The 18,978-nt window shown below is 39.6% G+C and carries 22 protein-coding genes; 12 read left to right on the top strand and 10 right to left on the bottom strand.

Annotated elements, in window-relative coordinates:
• The gene (locus GGQ60_RS01915) at window positions 1-684 is read right to left on the bottom strand and encodes a phosphatase PAP2 family protein (RefSeq protein WP_183759706.1); all 684 of its coding nucleotides are present in this window, start codon (window positions 682-684) and stop codon (window positions 1-3) included.
• Between the two features lie 213 nt (window positions 685-897).
• Here GGQ60_RS01915 and GGQ60_RS01910 point away from each other — a divergent pair, with 213 nt between their 5' ends.
• Complete coding sequence (locus GGQ60_RS01910; protein WP_183759705.1) at window positions 898-1,128, top strand: hypothetical protein; 231 nt, start codon at window positions 898-900, stop codon at window positions 1,126-1,128.
• A 145-nt stretch (window positions 1,129-1,273) separates the two neighbouring features.
• Here GGQ60_RS01910 and GGQ60_RS01905 read toward each other — a convergent pair whose 3' ends face one another.
• From GGQ60_RS01905 to GGQ60_RS01895, 3 genes are all read right to left on the bottom strand, one after another.
• Window positions 1,274-3,097: a M60 family metallopeptidase gene (locus GGQ60_RS01905; protein ID WP_183759704.1), complete on the bottom strand. Its 1,824-nt coding sequence runs from the start codon at window positions 3,095-3,097 to the stop codon at window positions 1,274-1,276.
• A 482-nt stretch (window positions 3,098-3,579) separates the two neighbouring features.
• Window positions 3,580-4,650, bottom strand: a complete 1,071-nt coding sequence (locus GGQ60_RS01900) for a sensor histidine kinase (RefSeq protein WP_183759703.1) — start codon at window positions 4,648-4,650, stop codon at window positions 3,580-3,582.
• Between the two features lie 248 nt (window positions 4,651-4,898).
• A complete protein-coding gene (locus tag GGQ60_RS01895; RefSeq protein ID WP_183759702.1) occupies window positions 4,899-5,645 on the bottom strand; it encodes a LytR/AlgR family response regulator transcription factor in 747 nt (248 codons plus the stop codon).
• A 326-nt stretch (window positions 5,646-5,971) separates the two neighbouring features.
• On the opposite strand from GGQ60_RS01895, the gene GGQ60_RS01890 reads away from it, so the two are divergent.
• Complete coding sequence (locus tag GGQ60_RS01890; protein WP_183759701.1) at window positions 5,972-6,946, top strand: Gfo/Idh/MocA family protein; 975 nt, start codon at window positions 5,972-5,974, stop codon at window positions 6,944-6,946.
• A gap of 54 nt (window positions 6,947-7,000) precedes the next feature.
• Here the strand turns inward: GGQ60_RS01890 and GGQ60_RS01885 are convergent, their stop codons facing one another.
• The 6 genes from GGQ60_RS01885 to GGQ60_RS01860 form a co-directional block, all read right to left on the bottom strand.
• Window positions 7,001-7,972 carry a quinone oxidoreductase family protein gene (locus GGQ60_RS01885; protein ID WP_183759700.1) on the bottom strand — a complete coding sequence of 324 codons (972 nt, stop codon included), beginning with the start codon at window positions 7,970-7,972 and terminating at the stop codon, window positions 7,001-7,003.
• Window positions 7,973-8,033: 61 nt separating this feature from the next.
• Window positions 8,034-8,615: a Crp/Fnr family transcriptional regulator gene (locus GGQ60_RS01880; RefSeq protein ID WP_183759699.1), complete on the bottom strand. Its 582-nt coding sequence runs from the start codon at window positions 8,613-8,615 to the stop codon at window positions 8,034-8,036.
• 160 nt (window positions 8,616-8,775) lie between these two features.
• Window positions 8,776-9,357, bottom strand: coding sequence for a peroxiredoxin family protein (locus tag GGQ60_RS01875; protein WP_183759698.1), 582 nt, complete (start codon window positions 9,355-9,357; stop codon window positions 8,776-8,778).
• 53 nt (window positions 9,358-9,410) lie between these two features.
• Window positions 9,411-9,650 (bottom strand): hypothetical protein, encoded by a 240-nt coding sequence (locus GGQ60_RS01870; protein ID WP_183759697.1) that lies wholly within the window; start codon window positions 9,648-9,650, stop codon window positions 9,411-9,413.
• A gap of 61 nt (window positions 9,651-9,711) precedes the next feature.
• Complete coding sequence (locus tag GGQ60_RS01865) at window positions 9,712-9,978, bottom strand: zf-HC2 domain-containing protein (protein ID WP_183759696.1); 267 nt, start codon at window positions 9,976-9,978, stop codon at window positions 9,712-9,714.
• Between the two features lies 1 nt (window position 9,979).
• Complete coding sequence (locus tag GGQ60_RS01860) at window positions 9,980-10,570, bottom strand: sigma-70 family RNA polymerase sigma factor (RefSeq protein WP_183759695.1); 591 nt, start codon at window positions 10,568-10,570, stop codon at window positions 9,980-9,982.
• A 129-nt stretch (window positions 10,571-10,699) separates the two neighbouring features.
• On the opposite strand from GGQ60_RS01860, the gene GGQ60_RS01855 reads away from it, so the two are divergent.
• The 10 genes from GGQ60_RS01855 (at window position 10,700) to GGQ60_RS01810 (ending at window position 18,976) form a co-directional block, all read left to right on the top strand.
• Window positions 10,700-11,494: a DUF1223 domain-containing protein gene (locus tag GGQ60_RS01855; RefSeq protein WP_183759694.1), complete on the top strand. Its 795-nt coding sequence runs from the start codon at window positions 10,700-10,702 to the stop codon at window positions 11,492-11,494.
• Between the two features lie 31 nt (window positions 11,495-11,525).
• Entirely contained in the window at window positions 11,526-12,245 is a 720-nt protein-coding gene (locus GGQ60_RS01850; RefSeq protein ID WP_183759693.1) for a cytochrome b/b6 domain-containing protein, read from the top strand.
• On the top strand, window positions 12,229-13,020 hold the full coding sequence (locus GGQ60_RS01845) for a molybdopterin-dependent oxidoreductase (RefSeq protein ID WP_183759692.1): 792 nt from the start codon (window positions 12,229-12,231) through the stop codon (window positions 13,018-13,020). The genes GGQ60_RS01850 and GGQ60_RS01845 overlap by 17 nt, the downstream gene beginning before the upstream one ends.
• Before the next feature lie 290 nt (window positions 13,021-13,310).
• Window positions 13,311-13,541 carry a hypothetical protein gene (locus tag GGQ60_RS01840; protein WP_183759691.1) on the top strand — a complete coding sequence of 77 codons (231 nt, stop codon included), beginning with the start codon at window positions 13,311-13,313 and terminating at the stop codon, window positions 13,539-13,541.
• Window positions 13,542-13,862: 321 nt separating this feature from the next.
• The gene (locus GGQ60_RS01835) at window positions 13,863-14,972 is read left to right on the top strand and encodes an XdhC family protein (protein WP_183759690.1); all 1,110 of its coding nucleotides are present in this window, start codon (window positions 13,863-13,865) and stop codon (window positions 14,970-14,972) included.
• The gene (locus GGQ60_RS01830; RefSeq protein ID WP_183759689.1) at window positions 14,953-15,570 is read left to right on the top strand and encodes a nucleotidyltransferase family protein; all 618 of its coding nucleotides are present in this window, start codon (window positions 14,953-14,955) and stop codon (window positions 15,568-15,570) included. Before GGQ60_RS01835 ends, GGQ60_RS01830 begins: the two co-directional genes overlap by 20 nt.
• A complete protein-coding gene (gene moaA / locus GGQ60_RS01825) occupies window positions 15,567-16,547 on the top strand; it encodes a GTP 3',8-cyclase MoaA (RefSeq protein ID WP_183759688.1) in 981 nt (326 codons plus the stop codon). Before GGQ60_RS01830 ends, moaA begins: the two co-directional genes overlap by 4 nt.
• 7 nt (window positions 16,548-16,554) lie before the next feature.
• Window positions 16,555-17,733: a molybdopterin molybdotransferase MoeA gene (locus GGQ60_RS01820; RefSeq protein ID WP_183759687.1), complete on the top strand. Its 1,179-nt coding sequence runs from the start codon at window positions 16,555-16,557 to the stop codon at window positions 17,731-17,733.
• Between the two features lie 3 nt (window positions 17,734-17,736).
• Window positions 17,737-18,477 (top strand): sulfite exporter TauE/SafE family protein, encoded by a 741-nt coding sequence (locus GGQ60_RS01815; RefSeq protein WP_183759686.1) that lies wholly within the window; start codon window positions 17,737-17,739, stop codon window positions 18,475-18,477.
• Window positions 18,470-18,976, top strand: a complete 507-nt coding sequence (locus GGQ60_RS01810) for a molybdopterin-binding protein (protein ID WP_221235854.1) — start codon at window positions 18,470-18,472, stop codon at window positions 18,974-18,976. The genes GGQ60_RS01815 and GGQ60_RS01810 overlap by 8 nt, the downstream gene beginning before the upstream one ends.
• Window positions 18,977-18,978: the final 2 nt, after the last annotated feature.

The following is an 18,978-nucleotide window of genomic DNA, read 5'->3' as shown; positions in this document are numbered from 1 at the left end:
TTAAATGGGATTAGCCTGACCAGTAACTTTAAGCTGTTTGTACCTTCTGTTAAGCTTTGCCGACCTGAACAGTTTAAGGTCGTATACTTGATGATAGCTTAAAATTGCACAGCTTATACCGGCTACTGCTCCAAAAATTACATCAACAAGAAAATGTTGCGCCAGGTATATGCGTGAGTAGCCAATTAAAAAAGCAAAGAATAAACAATAAAAGGAGATTTCTTTTTTCTTGAAAACGAGAACCAATGCTGTGGCTAAGGCAAAAGCTGACGCGGTATGACCTGAAGGAAAAGAATTCTGATCGTGCATGTTTACGCCTTCAACAAAATGGGTATACTGAAACAAAGTCTGCTCAAAGAAATATTTTGGCCGCGGCATGTGAAATATTCTTTTAGCGGCCTGAACCAGTAATCCTGAATAGATATAAGCAAGGGCTACGGTAAAGGCTTTTTTCTTTTTCCTTATAGTAAGCAAAATAATTACTGCCAGAATACTGGTCAAACCATCGCCAAGATTAGTGAGGTACTTAAAAAAAATATCGAGCCATTTGGCATGAAAGCGATTCAGTAAAATGAAGCCCTCTGTTTTTGAAAAACTAAAATTAAAAATGATTGCCAACAGTAGTATTACCAGCGCAGAAAAAAAATAATAATTTAGTTTGGTTAATCTTTTTAATGTACGCATGATCGCTCTTTGAAAGCAAAATTATAGATGACATGTCATCAGAAAGTTAAGCGAACATCATGTTTGTGTACCTGGATTGAGTTTAATGCCGATCTTCCGTATGGATAAAATTTAAGAAAGTCCTTACTAACATTTCTTAATAAGTTAATATGAAACCACTCATAATTTAAAACGCTTTATGTTGCTTTGCGAGCAAAGAATTAATAATTAATTATGCAAAACAGCCAGATAAAAGTTAGCAAAGATCTACAGCAGTTTATCGATAAATTTGAACCCAGTAAATTTAAACTCATGCCGGGTGGAATCGAAATCAGGGGAATAAATGATATACATAGGAATATTGCCCAGGCCAGAGAAATTATAGCCAGATTAAAACTTCGCTTAACTGTTTCGCATAATGCCGAAATGCTTAGTTACCGTGGTTTTGAGGTAAATAACCTGTAAGTCAAAAATGATTGGTCTGCATCATGATCATACTGTTTCCGTTATACTCATCACATTTTTTCGGTTGTGAATAAAATCAAAAAGATAATGTGTACGGCTGTAAATAAAAAGAGGGCCACCTATTGGCCCCCTTTTTATCAAATCGTTAGTTGTATAATCCGAGTTCTGCCAGCGATGCAAACTGCAAACCATCCTGTGCAGTGTTCATAATAACTTTTAGGTATCTTAATGTTTTGGTGCTGCCAAATGCAAAATATTGTACTCCATCAGCATTTTGAGCTACATAATTGTTTACCGATACGAAATTTATATTATCGGTACTTGTTAAAACCTCAAAGTTTTTAATCGCACGACTTAAACCACTTCGCTGCACTAAGCTTAATCCCTTTGCCGATTTCGAAGACCCTAAATCAATCACAACCTGGTGCGGATAACTTGTTGCTGAGGTAGTCCAGCGTGAGTGCCAGAACGTACTGTAGCTACCGTCAATTAAAGTAGCAGCCCTGCCATTGACAGCGCCTTCGCCGCTGGTTTCTTCAGAGCTGAAAGCGTTTATGCTCCAGCCGGTTTTACTTAATTCGGTTAAAGGCGCAACATTGTCTTGCAAGGTGGAGGGATCAGTGCTCGGTGCTGGCAAACCTAATGCTGCCATGTCTGCGTATATTTGAGTTGTGGCTGCCGAAGTAGATAAATTCAATCCCCATTTTTGGAAGAAAGTACTCAGGTTTTTACCCGATATACTACAAGCCTTCAGCATGAAATAACGCATCCTGGCATCGTCATTAGCCAAGGTTGGGTTTTCAACACGCATATCCTTTGCCAGGGTTCTATAAAAATTATCGCCATAGGCTAAGGTTAGTTGTTGAAACATACATAGCCTGATAAACAGATCGGTTAAGGGATTGGCATAACTTGTTGATCCGTTATAATCTTTGGTGCCTGCAGGTTTTCCTAAATAGGTAAAAGCTTTTGGCCACACACCATCGTTTACCAACCTGTTGATTGAAGGGGTAAGGGTACGCTGCACATATAAACTGTAAAGATTTACCGAAACCTCACCCAGAGCACCCCAGCGCCACATCATTTGGTGTTGGTGACCCAATTCGTGCCATAAGCCCCAGCCATTGGTACCCACCGCGCTTAATGTTAAAATTGCATTAACATCTGAGGTGATATAGGCCGTGCGGTAATCGTAAGCAAAAAAGTAATAGGCCGGATCTTCATGCTGCGTTAAAAGATAAGTATGCACATTTTTCGCATGTGCTGGCAAGGAGTTATCTAAGCCGTTCAAATCATCCTCTAGTGCAATAACCTGTGTAATTTTGTTCAATATAGCACTCTGATCTTCTGCCTGGTACTGTATCGCCTTAGTTCTTGATACCACAATAAAGCAATTTGTCCCCTCTAAAACAACATCAGGAGTAGTATATGTTTGTAATTGATTAATCCAGTCAGAATTGGTGGTTACGCCAAGTTTATAATATGGAGCATATTGATAACCGCTATTAAAAGTTACTTTAGCGGTAGAGCCGGTTGTGGAATTGGTGTACCTGATCCATAATAAGCCGCCAACAGCATTGGTAATGGTATTGGTACCCGCTGTTAACTGTACGGACGTGGGCTGGGTATTCCAGGTACCATATCTAGAATAAGTACCAATTAATAATTTTGGCAGGCGGGTTCCGGTAGTTTGTTCTACGGTGATATCTAAAGTAGCACCTGGCGCCATATATAAACCGGTTGCAGTAAAATCGGTTAAGTAGTATCCATTTTTTAAGCGATCTCTCTCAATTGATGCACTAATTTTTTCCGTAACATTAAAAACATTGGTTTGAGTGAGAGATTGTATGCTGGAAGCACTCATGTTTTTTTTGCTGTTTACAATTTCTTCTTGTAATACAGCCGTTTTTTTACAGGCCGAGAGACCTACAATCGCCAAAGCGGTAAGGAGTAATAATTTTTTTTTCATTTTTTAGGTTTTAGTAAATATTTGTTTATAGCTAGCCGTATTCTATTAATGGATTACGGTAATAATTGGTTGAAGCACTGTTTAATCGCCAATTTAAACCTCAACATCATAACCTGAGTATGTTTAAAATGTCAATACAATGTATCCATAATTACATTTACATAAAATAAAAAAGACTGCGCAAACGTTTGATCTGCATATGCTTACGAGGGTAGCCACTAAACGTATTTATACTTTTAGCTAATTGTTAACATTACTAAAACGGTAATTGGGGGGATGAGAAATAGCCTGCCATTGCAAGCTTTGATTGCCCGGAAAGATATTAGTATTTAGAAAACCTGTTCAACAAATGGTTTATCCAACTTACCAATATTTGAAGGTGAGCCTTAAGACGAAGAGGTATATGCTATGCCGAGCATATTAGGAGGCTAATTAAAATCCATATCGCGTTCGCGTTTCAGTACTAAACGTGGTATGCTAAATTAACAGACCTCCTGTAAGTTGATTATAATTAACACTTCAAAATAATTACCTTTCGGTCCGGAAGAGATCTCTGCCCTGCCTGCATAGGTATGAAACAGTCTTTGCCGGATATTTTCAAGGCCTGTATGGAAACCCGTATCATTCAGGCCAGTGTTAATCAGGTTAGTGGTTTGAATACTAAACCGCCCTTTCTCCACCTTTACAACAATCTTTCCGGGGTCATCGGGTTGACTGAGGTTACCATGTTTAACCATATTTTCGGTTAGGGTAAGTAAAAGCAGTGGAATTACTTCGGTAGATTCGGTTTTCTGATCGTAAATAAAATCTATGTATAAGTCGGGCTGCTTTACTCTGCAAAGCTGAAGGAGGTTCTCTACCTGGCGAATCTCAGCTTCCAATGGCATAATTTCCGGTCCGTGTTCGCATTCCAGTGCATAACGCATCAGTTTTGAGAGATAGCGCACTGCTTCTGCTGCACGTGGTTCACTCTTATGTGTACTGTTATAGATATAAGTTAAGGTATTAAATAAGAAATGTGGATTTATTTGTGCCTTCAAATAGGCATTTTTGGCATTGGCCAGCTCAAGTGTTATTTGCTTTTGCTTTAACATTTCTTCAATTGCTTCCTTCTCCAATTCTACCGTTCGCTGTTTCTGATGAATATAACTTTTAATGAAATAATAAGCCGTTGAGAATAGCAGGAAATAGATTCCCCGCCATGCTGTTATAAACATATATTTCCAATCTATCACGGTCAGTTTACCAATAGAAAGTATTATTGTTTTTGACAGGGAGCGGTCTGCAAGGTATGCGGTAACGGTATGCAGAAAAATTTCAACTATAGTCAATATAATTATCCTTAAATAGGCAGGTTTTTTTGGTTTCAACCCTTTCCCTAACACCAGTTCGGCATGAACATAGAAGAGTGTTATATTGATAATATAATGAATCAGATATTTTAATATATGAGCGTTTACATCAAGGACCAGAGAGATGATTATATGTTCATAAAGAATAAAGGTAGCCCATGCAATAATATGCCATCGATAATTTTTTAACCAGTTTTTCATGTTTTTTTTTAAGTTAAAATTTGGTTTCGCAACAGTCAACAATTGCTTCACGTAATATAGTCTTTAGCTGATTTTGACAGGGCTAATTTTCGGTCATGAAAAGAATTACAGACTTAAAATCGACCCGGAAAACTATGTTTGTTTTCCGTTCACAAAAAGCAGCTAATGCAGGCTCTCAAAAAACTGATCCAACAACAAGTACAGTTACAGCGATTACAACACTTACAACCCAATCAGACTTGCGAATGTCAATCCCTTAAACGTTTTGAGACAAGGGTTTGGCGTTCAATATAATTCATAAAGGCCTCTTTATATTGTGGAGTCATGAGCACTTCGTACTTTCCCAGGTCGATTTTGTGCCCGTTAATTTCCTTTACAAAGGTGGTGTTGATCATGTAAGATTTATGAACGCGGTAAAAGTGCTCATTTTCCTGGAGTTTTTCCTCCATTTCCTTAATGGTCATATATACCGAATAATCATGGGTTGGTGTGTAAATGTGCACATGATTGTTGGAACCCTGGAGATAGATGATGTCTTTTTTGAGTACTTTGGTAAGTCTGCCACGTTCACCATTTGTGCGTAAGAAAAATGCTTCTTCATTTTCACTTACCAGACGTTGTGCATCGTAGTATTCTGAAAGTACTTCATTCACCACTTCTGCAAAATCTCCCATATTGAAAGGTTTTAACAGGTAATGCTTGGCCCTAACCTTAAATGCATCCAATGCGAATTCAGGGTAGGATGTGGTAAAAATAATATTGTGCGATTTTGGCCTGAGGATATCGGCGAGTCGTAAACCTGACATAGCCGGCATATCGATATCCAAAAAGATTAACTGTTTATTGCTTTCCGTGCTAATTTCGCTTAAGGCTTCTACCGGTTTTGTGAAGGTACGATGGATTTTTAACCTTGGCATTTCTGCGATATGATCTTGTAAAATATTTATCGCGGTAGGATCATCATCAATGATGATGCATGAGATAGAGTTTTTCATTAAGATAGATTTAAAATAGATAAAGGCAATTTAATAAATTATTTTTAATAAGGTGCCGGAAAAGGCTAATAACGTGCTGATTACGCCACCTTAATCTGGTTTAATTAATAAACTACCGAGGGTAAATGGCCGTAGCTTGCGGTTTATAAAGCCAAATCATCTTAAGCACCCTTCTGAAAAGTTCGATTTTGGGAGAACAATCGGTTAAAAAGGATCTTTACAAAATTGTACATTTCCCTCTCTTTACCCAAACGTCAGTTTTCTTCAATCCAATCCTTTTTCCTGACAATATTTTCTAAATTCAACCTCTTTAAATCGATTGTATAATGGAAGAAATAAGATGGGGCATTATTGGTTGCGGAGATGTAACAGAAGTAAAAAGCGGGCCTGCTTTTAATAAGGTAAATCACTCCAAACTTGTTGCGGTAATGCGCCGCGATAGTGCTAAAGCTGCTGATTATGCGAGGCGCCACCAGGTACCTAAATGGTATGATAATGCTACTCAACTGATTAACGACCCTGAAGTGAATGCCATTTATATTGCTACGCCACCCCTACAGCACGAAGCCTACACGATTGAGGCTTTAAAAGCCGGCAAGCCGGTATATGTAGAAAAACCCATGACTTTAGATGCCAAAGCTGCTCAACGCATGACCAATGCAGCAAACAAATTAAATGTGAAGCTTTGCGTAGCCCATTACCGCCGGGCTCAACCCATGTTCTTAAAAGTTAAAGAACTATTGGCTGCCCATGTTATTGGAGATATCCGCTTGGTCCGGTTAAAAATGCTCCAATCGCCCAATCCTGCGCTTATTGCAAAAACAGCCGATAATTGGCGGATTAACCCGGCCATTTCTGGAGGTGGTTTATTCCATGACCTGGCTCCCCATCAATTAGACCTGATGACTTATTATTTCGGTGCCGTGAAAAGTGCCATGGGTATTGCCACCAGGCAGCAGGAAAACACCGGGGTAGATGACCTGGTTTCAGGAAATATCCTTTTCAAAAACGGAGTTGTTTTCAGCGGTACCTGGTGTTTCTCTGTAGCGCCGCAAGATCAGGCTGATAGTTGTGTAGTATATGGTTCAAAAGGCCATATCAGTTTCCCGATGTTTGGCCATAAAATTAAGGTTACAACTGATCAATCCACTGAAGAATATGCATTTGAACCTCTACCGCATGTGCAACAACCGATGATTGAAAAGGTAGTTGATTACTTTATGGATAAAGGCCCAAATCCATGCAGTGGTGAAGATGCATGGATTACCATGAAATTAATGGATGATTTTACTCGGAAGTAAATTATTGGACATATTGCTAACGGGTATTTAAGTTAATTAAATACCCGTTAGCATTTAGATGGTTACCACTAAACGTTTGCCATCTTTAACTTCAAGCCCCCAAAGGCTGGAAATGTCAGCTAGCTTAACATCGATGGTTTCTATTTTTAATTTGCCATCTGCTGCCAACTGAAACATTTGCGGCAATATTTCGGTAAATAACCATCCAACCTGTTCTTTGCTCCAGCTACCCAGTCCCGAACCGGTGAGCTGCAGGTCAACACTTCTTAAATTAGCGGCCGATAGCTGAATCAGATCGCCAGACATACTGCCTACAGAAACAAACCTTACCTTATTCGTAAACGCCCCCTTCCCCATTAAGCTGGATAACAAAAGTTCAGCGGTAGTACCCCAGAGGTAATCGATAATCACGTCTATTGGTTTTTCCTGATGCTGTTGTTTTACCTGTAATAAAAATGCAGCGTTATCGGGCTTAATCTCGATAATTTCGTCTGCCCCAAGTGCCAACAGATTTTGAAGTGCTTGTACATTTCTACCTGTTGCAATTACTTTTGCTGCACCATAATATTTTGCAATTTGCACGGCCACCATTCCGGTGAAGCCAGTTGCACCGTTAATCAATACCACATCTCCGGGTTGTATAGCGGCTTTAAACCTTAAGGCCATGGCTGAGCCAATAACAGCATTGGCCAATGCGGCAGCTGTTGTATCGCTTAACCCATCGGGCAATTTCACCATCCTGCGCTTTTCTATTATTGCTTTTTCCGCCAGCATTCCATTTACGCCTATCCCATAAACGCGTGTTCCATCTTCGAGTATACATACGCCATCACCACCAATCACACGGCCCGCTGCTTTTGGTGCATCGCTCGAATAATGCGTACCTGCCGTTGTGCCCTTATCGAAATGTTTAATGGCAACCGCCTTTACACGCACCAATATTTCATGGTCGTTTTGCGCTACCGGCTCGTCAAAATCTACGTATTGAGGTAATTCCCCTTTTTGATATATTACTGCTGCTTTCATCTTTTTTGTATTTTATTGATACAAAGTTAGATTTGGCTGAAATGCAGAACGATAACATATGTTACCGATTAGCTTTTTTAAGCAGCGCACTTTTTATACGGCTTAAGTGCACCCGGGTTACCCCCAAATAAGAGGCTATATAATGTTGTGGTACACGCTGTACAATGTGTGGCCGCTCCTGTAATAGTTTTTGATAACGCTCTTCGGGTGTATCCCTGATAAAGGAGACAAACTCATTCATGTAATGCACCTGCCGCTCGGCAAGAACATTTAGGATTACATCTGCAAACCCCGGCACCTCACGCAATTCGGTCATTAAAGCATTTACTTTTGTTTTATGCAACAAATAAATAACCGAAGGTGTTATCGTTTCGATGGTAAATAAACTTGGGGTATTCTTCAGAAAACTTTCTAAAGATGTTAAACCTTCTTTTTCAAAGAAAAATTGTACGGTTTTATCATCACCTTGTTTATTTAAAGCAGCACGTACACAACCTCTTTCAACATAATAATAATGCTGTGATACATTACCCTCTTTCAATAAAATGGTTTTCGCCGGAACCTCTATCCGTTTCTGAAATTCCAGATATTTATCCCAATAAGGGCTTAACTGAGGAAATTTATCTTTAAAATGGAAAAGCATCTGTTAGGGTATTCTTACAAATTTAATTTATTCCGGATAGAAAAAGAATCCTGAAGCCATTCTTACCCGCACTTCGGTTTCATACTGCTTATTCCAAACAAAAACACCCACCGCCATTAACAGCGCCGGGTGTATTTAAAGAATATTTTATTAAATCGGCCTAAAGTTTAGAAAGCAAAACTTTTACAGAGGCTCTTTTTTGATAGTTGGGATCGAAATGAACATATTTGATTTTACCTGAACGATCTATAATATAAGTTGCAGGCACAGGTAAGGTATGACGGGTATTCCCATTGTTATCTTCTAAATTTATCCCGTAACCCTTGTATTTGGTAAAGGTAGCTTCGTCCATAACGAAATTAACATTATAGGCTTTCATAATTGCATCGTCTTTATCCTGAACGATAGAAAAGCCAGCATTTGTTTTTTTGATAGTTTTATCAATGTTTTCTTTCGTTTCAGGTGTAACACCAATAACATAAGCATCTTTCCCTGTTAGCAGTCCCAAAGAATCCTGAAGTTCTTTAATGTGTTTGTTGCAATATGGGCACCATTGGCCACGATAAAAAAACAGTACCACCGAACGGTGCGTTTTGAGCGCATTTTTCAAACTCACCGTTTTGCCGTTTTGATCTACTCCATTAAACAGGGGCGCTTTATCTCCTTCTTTTAAACCTTGTTGTGCCTTTACCTGAAAGGATAATGCAGCCATTAAGCCAACAAATAGTATAATTTTTTTCATTTTATATTAATTTAACAGCAGGCAGGGAAAAGTGAATTTCCCTGCCTGTTTTTTTACATTTTACTTTTCGACATTTTTCCTTTAGCCATTTTAGATTTTTCCATTTTGGCTTTTTTCGTCGAATCGGTTTTCATTTTGTCCATTTTTTTCTTCTCCATTTTGTCTTGTTTCATTTTAGACATCTTTTCCTGTAAAGGACTGTTTACCGAAGCAAAGCCTGGTAAAGAAAGGCTAACCACAACTAAAGCGGCCATAATCAATTTTCCTGCTGATTTTAAAATTTGATTTTTCATGTTTTTTATGCGTTTTGTTTATCCTTTAGTCGAAGCAATAAGTAAAACCTTACAAGAAAAATTAATTTTTATTGATTTCTTTTTCAATCTTCTCCGTTAACGTTTTTTTAAAGGCTTCATCCAGTTTAAAATCAGTGTTTTCAAACCCTACAAATATCCTGTTAATCAGTATACTCTGTTGCTGATAAACTTTGCATACCGAACAGCCTGCCAGGTGTATATGCAACCGTAGTGTTTCGGCAGCGGTAATTTTTCCGGCAATTCTTTTTTCGATCAAAAAAGTAGCCTGTTTACAGTTATAGATTATATTTTTTAGCGCGCTCGTCATATCAGTTCCAGTTTTTTTGAAGGCAGGCCCTCAGGTTAAGTTTTGTGCGGTGCATAATTACCCAGAAATTAGCTGCAGTGAGTTTAAGTTCGGTACAGATTAGCTCGGAGGCCAGGTCGTCCATGTGTTTCATCGAGAATACCGAGAACCATAATCCTGGAAGTTTGGCTAAACATTCATTTAATATGCTGCCCAGCTCTTTCATCATCAAGGGATTGTCTGCTTCCAAGCCAAATGCTGTCGGGTAGTGTTTTTCAGTCCAATGCCCTGATTCTGCATCAAAAAAATCCTGCTGTTCATCTTCGGCGTTTATTACCTTTAAGTTAATGGCAGATCGTTTCCGGTAAAAATCGGTAATCTTATTTTTAAGGATAGCTGTTAACCACGTTTTTTCCTCACTATTCTCCTCAAAACGGTCTAAACGCTGCAATCCAGCCAAAAAGGTATCCTGCACCAGATCTTTGGCCACATCTTCATCCCGTAATCTCGACATGGCAAATCCATAGAGGTAATCGGCATATTTTTCAACCCAGCTAAGCGGGTCTGAGTGAAGACTTTTGGCCGTAAGGCCTTTGTCCGTTTCGTTTTGCATTTTTGATGTATCTTATATAAATATAGTGCTTAATTGATTAGTCGCGAGAAAAGAAACATCCTTACATATTTTTTTATTTTTTTCTGTAAGGGTTGTGCATCGAAAACGACTAAGCCTAAAAAGATGATCATGATCACAAAAATAGCATTACCCCTTTTGCTAATAAGCCTCCTCAGTGTTGCCTTTATTGCAGATAATAAAACTGTATCAAAACCTCAGGCCAGAACAGGTTTTGCAGTGGTAGAACTTTTTACTTCAGAAGGCTGTTCTAGCTGCCCTCCTGCCGATGTATTATTGGCTCAGATCGAAAAAGAAAACCAAAATAAGCCTGTATACTTATTGGCCTTTCATGTAGATTATTGGGACAGGCTGGGTTGGAAAGATCGTTTTAGCAGTGCAACATTTTCTTCCAGACAGAACCAATATGCCAATTGGCTTAACCTTAAAACCGTTTACACACCGCAGGTTGTGGTAAATGGAAGCAGAGAATTTGTAGGTTCAGAAGAAAACATCTTTCGCAATAGCATTAAAACAGCACTTGCCAAACCTTCATTGGGAGAATTAGCTATTTCAACCAGCAAAACAGGCAATGGTAACCTCATACTTAATTATCATACTGATCAACCGACCGATGGCTATTCGCTGGCAGTGGCTTTGGTCATTGCAAAAGCAAGCAACCGGGTTTTAAAGGGTGAAAACAAAGGCAAAATTTTAAGCCATGTGCAGATTGTAAGTCAGATTGAAACTGTAGTGCTGGGAGGAAAAACCAATGGTACAGTAAATGTACCAATAAACCAGGTGAATGGGGAACAGCCTACTGAACTGGTTGCCTTTTTGCAAAACAATAAAACGGGTAAGATAACTGCAGCTACAAGGTTAAGCAACCTGTTAGATCATGAGTTAAGTCGTAAATCCGGGCGATAACCTCTTGCGCTTGTACATAAACAATCTCAGCATGAAAGTAATTAAAGAAAAACATTCGCTCTTAATGCGGTGGACACATTGGGTTAATTTTCCGGTTCTGGCCGTAATGATCTGGAGCGGACTTTTGATTTACTGGGCAAATGATGCTTATGGCATTTCAATATTTGGCTTCAGCCTGATTAAATTTTTCCCTGAATGGTTTTACGATTACTTCCACATTTCGGGGCGGCTGGCAGAAGGAATGGCATTTCACTTTCTTTTTATGTGGTTCTTTTTCATTAATGGTTTACTGTACATCGCTTATACTGTTATTTCGGGTGCCTGGCGGGAGCTTTTACCAAATAAACATACTTTTAAAGAAGCATGGCTAGTACTTCTTCACGATCTCCATATCCGTAAAGCCATTCCACCACAAAAGAAATATAATGCGGCGCAGCGCATTGCCTATACGGCCATTATATTGATGGGCATTGGTTCAATAGCCACAGGCTTAGCTATATATAAACCAGTACAGTTTTACTGGCTTTGCTGGTTATGTGGCGGTTATCATTTCGCCAGGATTCTACACTTTACCTTAACCATTGGCTATGTATTTTTCTTTTTGATCCATATTGTCCAGGTATTGCTTGCCGGATGGAATAATTTCAGAGCGGTAGTGGCAGGATTTGAAGTGGAAGAAGAACAGCCTCAACTTAAAGAAGCCCCCACAACAACTGAAAAAACCGAAGATAAAGATGAAAGCAAATCATAAAAACAAGATTAAGGCTCCATTAACTGTTGAGCAGAAGATCAGGCGACGCACCTTTATTTCATTTGGGGTATTCGCAGCGCTTGGAACCGGTGCAGTTACAGGCTGGAATTGGCTTTTAGATGCTAAAGAAGAAACGCCTGGCATTACTGGTGGTACCCGCGCTCCGTTACGCAGGGCGCTGAATAAAACAGAACTCTTTTTTCGCAATTTCTTCTGCAACAAACACCTGGCTAAAACTTATCCAATAGCGGATGCTGTTAAAACACCAAGGGTAAACGGCCTGATTGGTATTGAAGATGATGAGGATTTTGATGTTAGCAATTGGAAACTCACCGTAAAGCTTAGAAACCAAAAAGACCGGCACATCAGTATTGAAGCGTTAAAGGCATTGCCCAAAACAGAGATTGTTTATGATTTTAAATGTGTAGAGGGCTGGGATGAAATCCAATACTGGGCAGGTGTAAAACTAAGCGACTTTTTAGCACATTTTAAACTCGAGGAAGAAGCTCAAAAACAATATATGGGTTTAGAAACGCCAAATGGTGCATATTATGTAGGATTAGAAAGAGAAAGTATCCTGCATCCACAAACCTTACTGGCTTATGAAATGAATGGTAAACCAATTAGTATCGAGCATGGAGCCCCCTTAAGGCTGATTGTACCCGCTAAGTACGGCATTAAAAATCTGAAAAGGATAGGAACCATAACTTTTAGCGATAAGAGACCCAAAGATTACTGGGCAGAACAAGGATATGACTATTATTCAGGTTTATAGCAATCCAAAACATAAGTAATTAAGCATCCTTTAGCAACTCGTTTTTTTTCTTGTTCCTGCAGGGCCTTAAATTCTTTTATACCTTGGCCTGATCCTGTTATTAATTTTTTTTTTTGCCACCGAACAATAATAAAACGGCAACTCCAACAAAAATCATTTCAGGGCTCCCAAGCAAAGCAGCAAGGTTCTTTAACCCTACTTTAAAAATAGTTTCAAAAAATCATCCTGGTTTAAAGTAATTTCTAAAGCTGTACGTCTACCCTTGATAACGAACCTAAAAACATTTCATTATGATAGCCGTTTTCAAAACAAATGTATCCACAGATAGCGAATTAAACGTAATCAGCCCATTGCTGAACAGCCGTTTCAAAGAAATTAAATGGAATATCGATTTATGGGATTCTGATAAAATCCTTAGGGTAGATTCGCAAAGAGATTGGACCAAAGAAATTACCGAGCTCTTTAACAGCATTGGCTTGCACTGTATTAACCTCGAAATTTTTCACTCCGAGCCTTTTTGAGCCTAATATTGAATTTTCCGGTAATTATTGTTGAATGTTATATCCTCGTGAAGGATATCTTAGGGCTTTCTTTCCTGGCGGTGTCAGATATTACTATCTGATACTGATCATATAATTGAACAGACTGATTAATATAGCAAACTGCAGGGATAATATGCATTTAGTTTACTTTCAGTCAAATGGTAACATCTGACTGCACAAGAAGAATCAAAAAAATCCAGGCATTTTACCAATAACACTACTTTAAAGGGTATACCTTTGCTTTTCATCATTTTGTAATGGATTATCGCTAAATTGCATCATCTATTGCATCAATCCCTAATGAAAGAAATTACCGATATCATAAAGGCATATCAAAAGGCAACCAAAGAAGGAAAAAAAACAGCCCTCGCAACGGTAATTAAAGTAGAAGGTTCCTCTTACCGGAGGCCTGGTGCGAGGATGCTGATTACGGACGATGGTCAGTTAACAGGCGCCATAAGCGGCGGTTGCCTAGAAGGTGATGCCTTACGAAAAGCACTTTCGGCAATAGTACAACAGGAAAACAAGCTGATTACTTACGATACAACCGACGAAGACGACGCCAGATTTGGCGTTCAGCTGGGCTGTAATGGTATTGTGCATATCCTGTTCGAACCCATTATAGAAGCAGATGCATTAAACCCCATGGCTATTTTAACTGCTTTGCAAAGCAAAAGGGAAAGTGCCGTATTGGTAACGCTTTTTTCATTAAGAGACAAACAACAATTGGGTACAGGTATGCTGTTCAGGAATAAACCTGTTTATTCTAAAATCTCAAAATCAATCCATGATGAAGCAGTTAACGATATCCGGGAGGTTTCTGAAAATAAAACCACGGCTTTTAAAAGTTACGAGGTCAACAGTCAACAGATAGATGCCTTTATAGAATTTATACACCCTCCAATTTCGCTAATTATAGTGGGTGCAGGCAATGATGCACAGCCCCTGGCCGAAATGGCTTATCTTTTAGGTTGGGAAGTAACCGTTGTAGATGGAAGGCCTACACATGCCACACCCCAACGCTTTGCAAATGCAACGAAGATTTTGATAAGCAAACCGCAAAGTGTTTTGGCTCAGATTCAGATAGATGAGCAAACAGCTTTTGTTCTGATGACACATAATTACAATTACGACCTCGAACTGCTTAAGTATCTGCTCGATACAAACGCGCCATATATTGGTACCCTTGGGCCAAAGAAAAAGCTGCTCAGAATGTTAGATGAACTGGATTTGGCCACACCGGCAAATGAAACACGGGTACACGGACCAATTGGATTGGATATTGGAGCCGAAACTGCTGAAGAAATTGCCATTTCTATCCTGGCAGAGATTAAATCCGTTTTTACAGGCGCTTCGGCTATGTTCTTAAAAGAGAAAAAAAAACCGATCCATGTTTACGAACCAAAATAACCAAGCATTGAAAACGGGCATCATCATATTGGCAGCGGGCAGCTCTTCACGTTTAGGAAGGCCGAAACAGCTTTTGGATTACAAAGGAAAAACACTCCTGCAAACGGTAATCAATGAAGCTTTAGAAACAAATTGCACGCCTGTTATAGTGGTTTTAGGTGCAAATGCCAAAGAAATAGCCAGCCAGCATGATAATGATCGGATCAGCATCGTGATTAATGATAGCTGGGAAAACGGAATGGCCTCGAGTATTGTGGCCGGGCTCTCAGCCATGATCAAAACTGATAGTGAAATAGATAGTATCATTATCGCTGTCGCTGACCAGGCTTTCATAAAAATGAGTAACTTTAATAACTTAATCGAGAAGCATACAGCAACAGGTAAAAATATCATTGCCAGTGCCTATGACGAAACGATAGGAACCCCTGTTTTCTTCAAAAAAGATTACTTTGAGGAACTTTTAGCGCTCAGCGGAACGGAAGGTGCAAAAAAAATATTAAAACAGTATCCCCAGGATCTGGAAACAGTAGTTTTTGAACGCGGAGGAATTGATATTGATACAGAAACAGATTATAATCATTTAATTAGCCAGCAATGATAGCAGATTCTTTTGGAAGAATACACGATTACCTGCGGATATCGCTTACCGATAACTGTAATTTTCGATGCTTTTATTGCATGCCTGAAGAAGATTACGACTTCGCACCAGCCTCCCGGTTGATGCAAACTGACGAAATTATTAAGCTGGCAGAAATTTTTGTATCTAATGGTATAAAAAAAATCAGGCTCACTGGTGGTGAACCATTGGTGAGGAAAGATGCAGCCCAGATTATTACCGCACTGGGTAAACTTCCGGTTGAGCTCGTAATTACCACAAACGGAACCCGAATTGCCGAAATGCTGCCAGTATTAAAAGAAGCAGGCATTAAAACCGTTAACATCAGCCTGGATACGTTACAACCCGAGAAATTTTTTATGATTACCCGGCGGGATGTTTTCCACCAGGTACGCAGTAATATCGAACTGCTTTTGCAGCATAAAATAAAGGTCAAAATAAATATGGTGGTGATGAAAGGTCTTAACGACAACGAGATCAACGATTTCATCAGTTGGACCAAACACAATCCCATCCAAATCAGGTTTATTGAGTTTATGCCCTTTAGCGGGAACAAATGGACGAGCAATAAAATGTTTTCCCTGGATGAAATACTGGCTGTGATAGAAAAAAAATTCACCGTGTTACCCGTTAAAGGAGAACCTCACGATACGGCGAAAGGTTTTATGATTCCCGGACATGAGGGTTCATTCGCCGTTATCAGCACCATGACTCATCCTTTTTGCGATACCTGTAACCGCATGCGCCTGACAGCAGATGGAAAGCTAAAAAACTGCCTGTTTTCGGATAGCGAAACCGATCTGCTTACTCCATTACGGAAAAATGAAGATGTGCTTCCTCTGATCCAATCGGCCATTTGGAGTAAAAAGAAGGCATTGGGTGGGCAGTTGGTAAGCGATTTCGAAAAAATTGATGCAACGACCATTCAAAACAGAAGTATGATTACCATTGGAGGATAAAATTTTCATGATTAGCGTTAAAGAAGCGAAACACCTCATTTCCGAACACATAAAGGCATTAAATCCGATTTCAATCGACCTGGCAAAGGCATCAGGTCACATTCTTGCAGCCGATGTTCATGCCCAATACGATATCCCGGCATTTAGCCAATCTGCTATGGATGGCTACGCATTAAAATTTGATGATCGCGAGAAAGCGCTGCATTTAATTGGCGAAATGGCTGCCGGAACGGCAACCAGCATCACGATCCAAAACGGAGAAACCAGTAGAATATTTACAGGTGCTCCACTCCCCAAAGGTGCCGATACCGTTGTGATGCAGGAGAAAATTACGAAGGCTGATGGAAAAATTACCTTACAGGACCCCAATTTAAAACCTGGTTTAAATGTACGGGATAAGGGTTCGGAGATTATGGCCGGGGCATTGGCAATGGAAAAGGGCGATTTCCTGAGTCCTGCCGCTATTGGCTTCCTGGCGGGTATCGGGATCAGTGAGGTTAGCGTTTACCCTATGCCAAAGATTGCAATTATTGTAACGGGAAAGGAATTACAGCAACCGGGTAAGCCTCTTGAATTTGGACAGGTTTACGAATCGAATTCCTATTCCCTCTCCGCTGCTTTAAATCACGAAGGGATTGAACAGGTTGCCATTTACGGAGCCGATGATGATCTCGGAATTCTTAAAAACGTACTACAAACGGCAATGGTAAGCAGCGATGTTGTTCTGCTAACAGGGGGTGTAAGTGTGGGCGACTACGATTTCGTAATAGAAGCAGCCTCACATTGTGGCATCAAACAGATTTTCCACAAGGTAAAACAGAAGCCCGGCAAACCTTTGTTTTTTGGGACAAAAGATCAAAAACTAATATTTGGTCTTCCGGGTAATCCTTCTTCCGTACTCAGCTGCTACTATAATTATGTATTACCAGCTATTAAAACCTTATCTCATAAAAACAACAGTGTAATGGAGGCTCAGGCAAGGCTTACCCACTCCTATTCCAAGCCTTCGGGATTAACACATTTCCTGAAAGGCAAATATGAAAATGGATTGGTTACCCCGCTCAGTGCTCAGGAATCTTACCGTTTAAGCTCCTTTGCACAGGCCAATTGCCTGATCTGCCTCGATGAAACACAGGAACACTTTAATAAAAACGACCTCCTAACCGTAATGATTTTACCCAACTAAACCATGCAAGAAAGCTTCATCCTCTTTTATTGTTTACTTTTTATTGTTGCTTTTTTATATGCTTCGGTGGGGCATGGCGGTGCAAGTGGTTACCTTGCACTCATGGCTATTTTTGCCATTTCGCCTGCCATTATGAAACCTACGGCGTTATTGCTTAACCTGTTTGTTTCTTCTACCTCCTTTATCCAATTTTACCGTGGCGGCCATTTTAAGTGGAAAACCTTTTGGCCTTTTGCACTTGCCTCTATCCCGCTTTCATTTATTGGTGGTATGATGGTAATCGAAAATTCCATTTATAAGAAGATTCTGGGCCTGCTTTTGCTGATCCCGGTGATCCGTTTTTTCTTCTTTAAAAATACCGATCCCAAAGATTTCAAATCCCCAAATGTTCCTTTATCGCTTACTATTGGTGGCATTATCGGCTTGCTTTCGGGCATGATCGGCATTGGAGGCGGGATTATCCTTTCCCCTGTCCTGCTACTGTTAAAGTGGACGGATCAAAAACAGACCGCAGCCGTCAGTGCAGCATTTATTTTTGTGAATTCAGTTGCCGGTTTAGGTGGCCAGCTGATTAAAGGCTTCGAATTTAACAGCCACATGCTCGCTTATGTTGGGGTAGCTTTTGTTGGTGGCATTTGCGGTGCTTATTTTGGTGCCTTAAAGTTTCCTCAAACCGTTTTAAAAAACGTGCTGGCCTGTGTACTGGCACTGGCTGCTTATAAACTCCTATTTACACATGCATAATATTAAATACCTGGTTATTCTATTATTATTTTTTACTGTTATGGCAAATGCCCAGGAAAGCAGGCAATTTACCATCGAAGGTAAGGTTAAAAGGCCATTAACCATCACTTTAAACAATTTAAGTGCTTATAAACCCGTTAATCTGGATAGTGTGACGATTTTCAACCATTTGATGCAACGTAAAGGCAGCATCAGAAACATTAAAGGTGTACTTTTAAAAGACATTTTAGCCAAAGTAGAAATAGAGGCCGCTTCGCCCAAAACACTGAGCGAATATTACCTTATTTTTACGGCAACAGATAATTATAAAGTGGTGTACTCGTGGAATGAAATTTTTAATTCTCCAACCGGAAACCAGCTAATGGTTTTAAGCAGTTATGATACTGAGCCAGCAAAGGCCGAAAAAGGGAATATTGCCATTGTTACACCCAGCGATTTTGCCACTGGAAGAAGATTTGTAAAAGGATTGAGTAAAATCAGCATCTTACAGGTAAATTAGCA

Source organism: Pedobacter zeae, from assembly GCF_014196715.1.
GTDB lineage: Bacteria > Bacteroidota > Bacteroidia > Sphingobacteriales > Sphingobacteriaceae > Pedobacter > Pedobacter zeae.
This window is presented reverse-complemented; position numbering and strand designations above follow the sequence as displayed.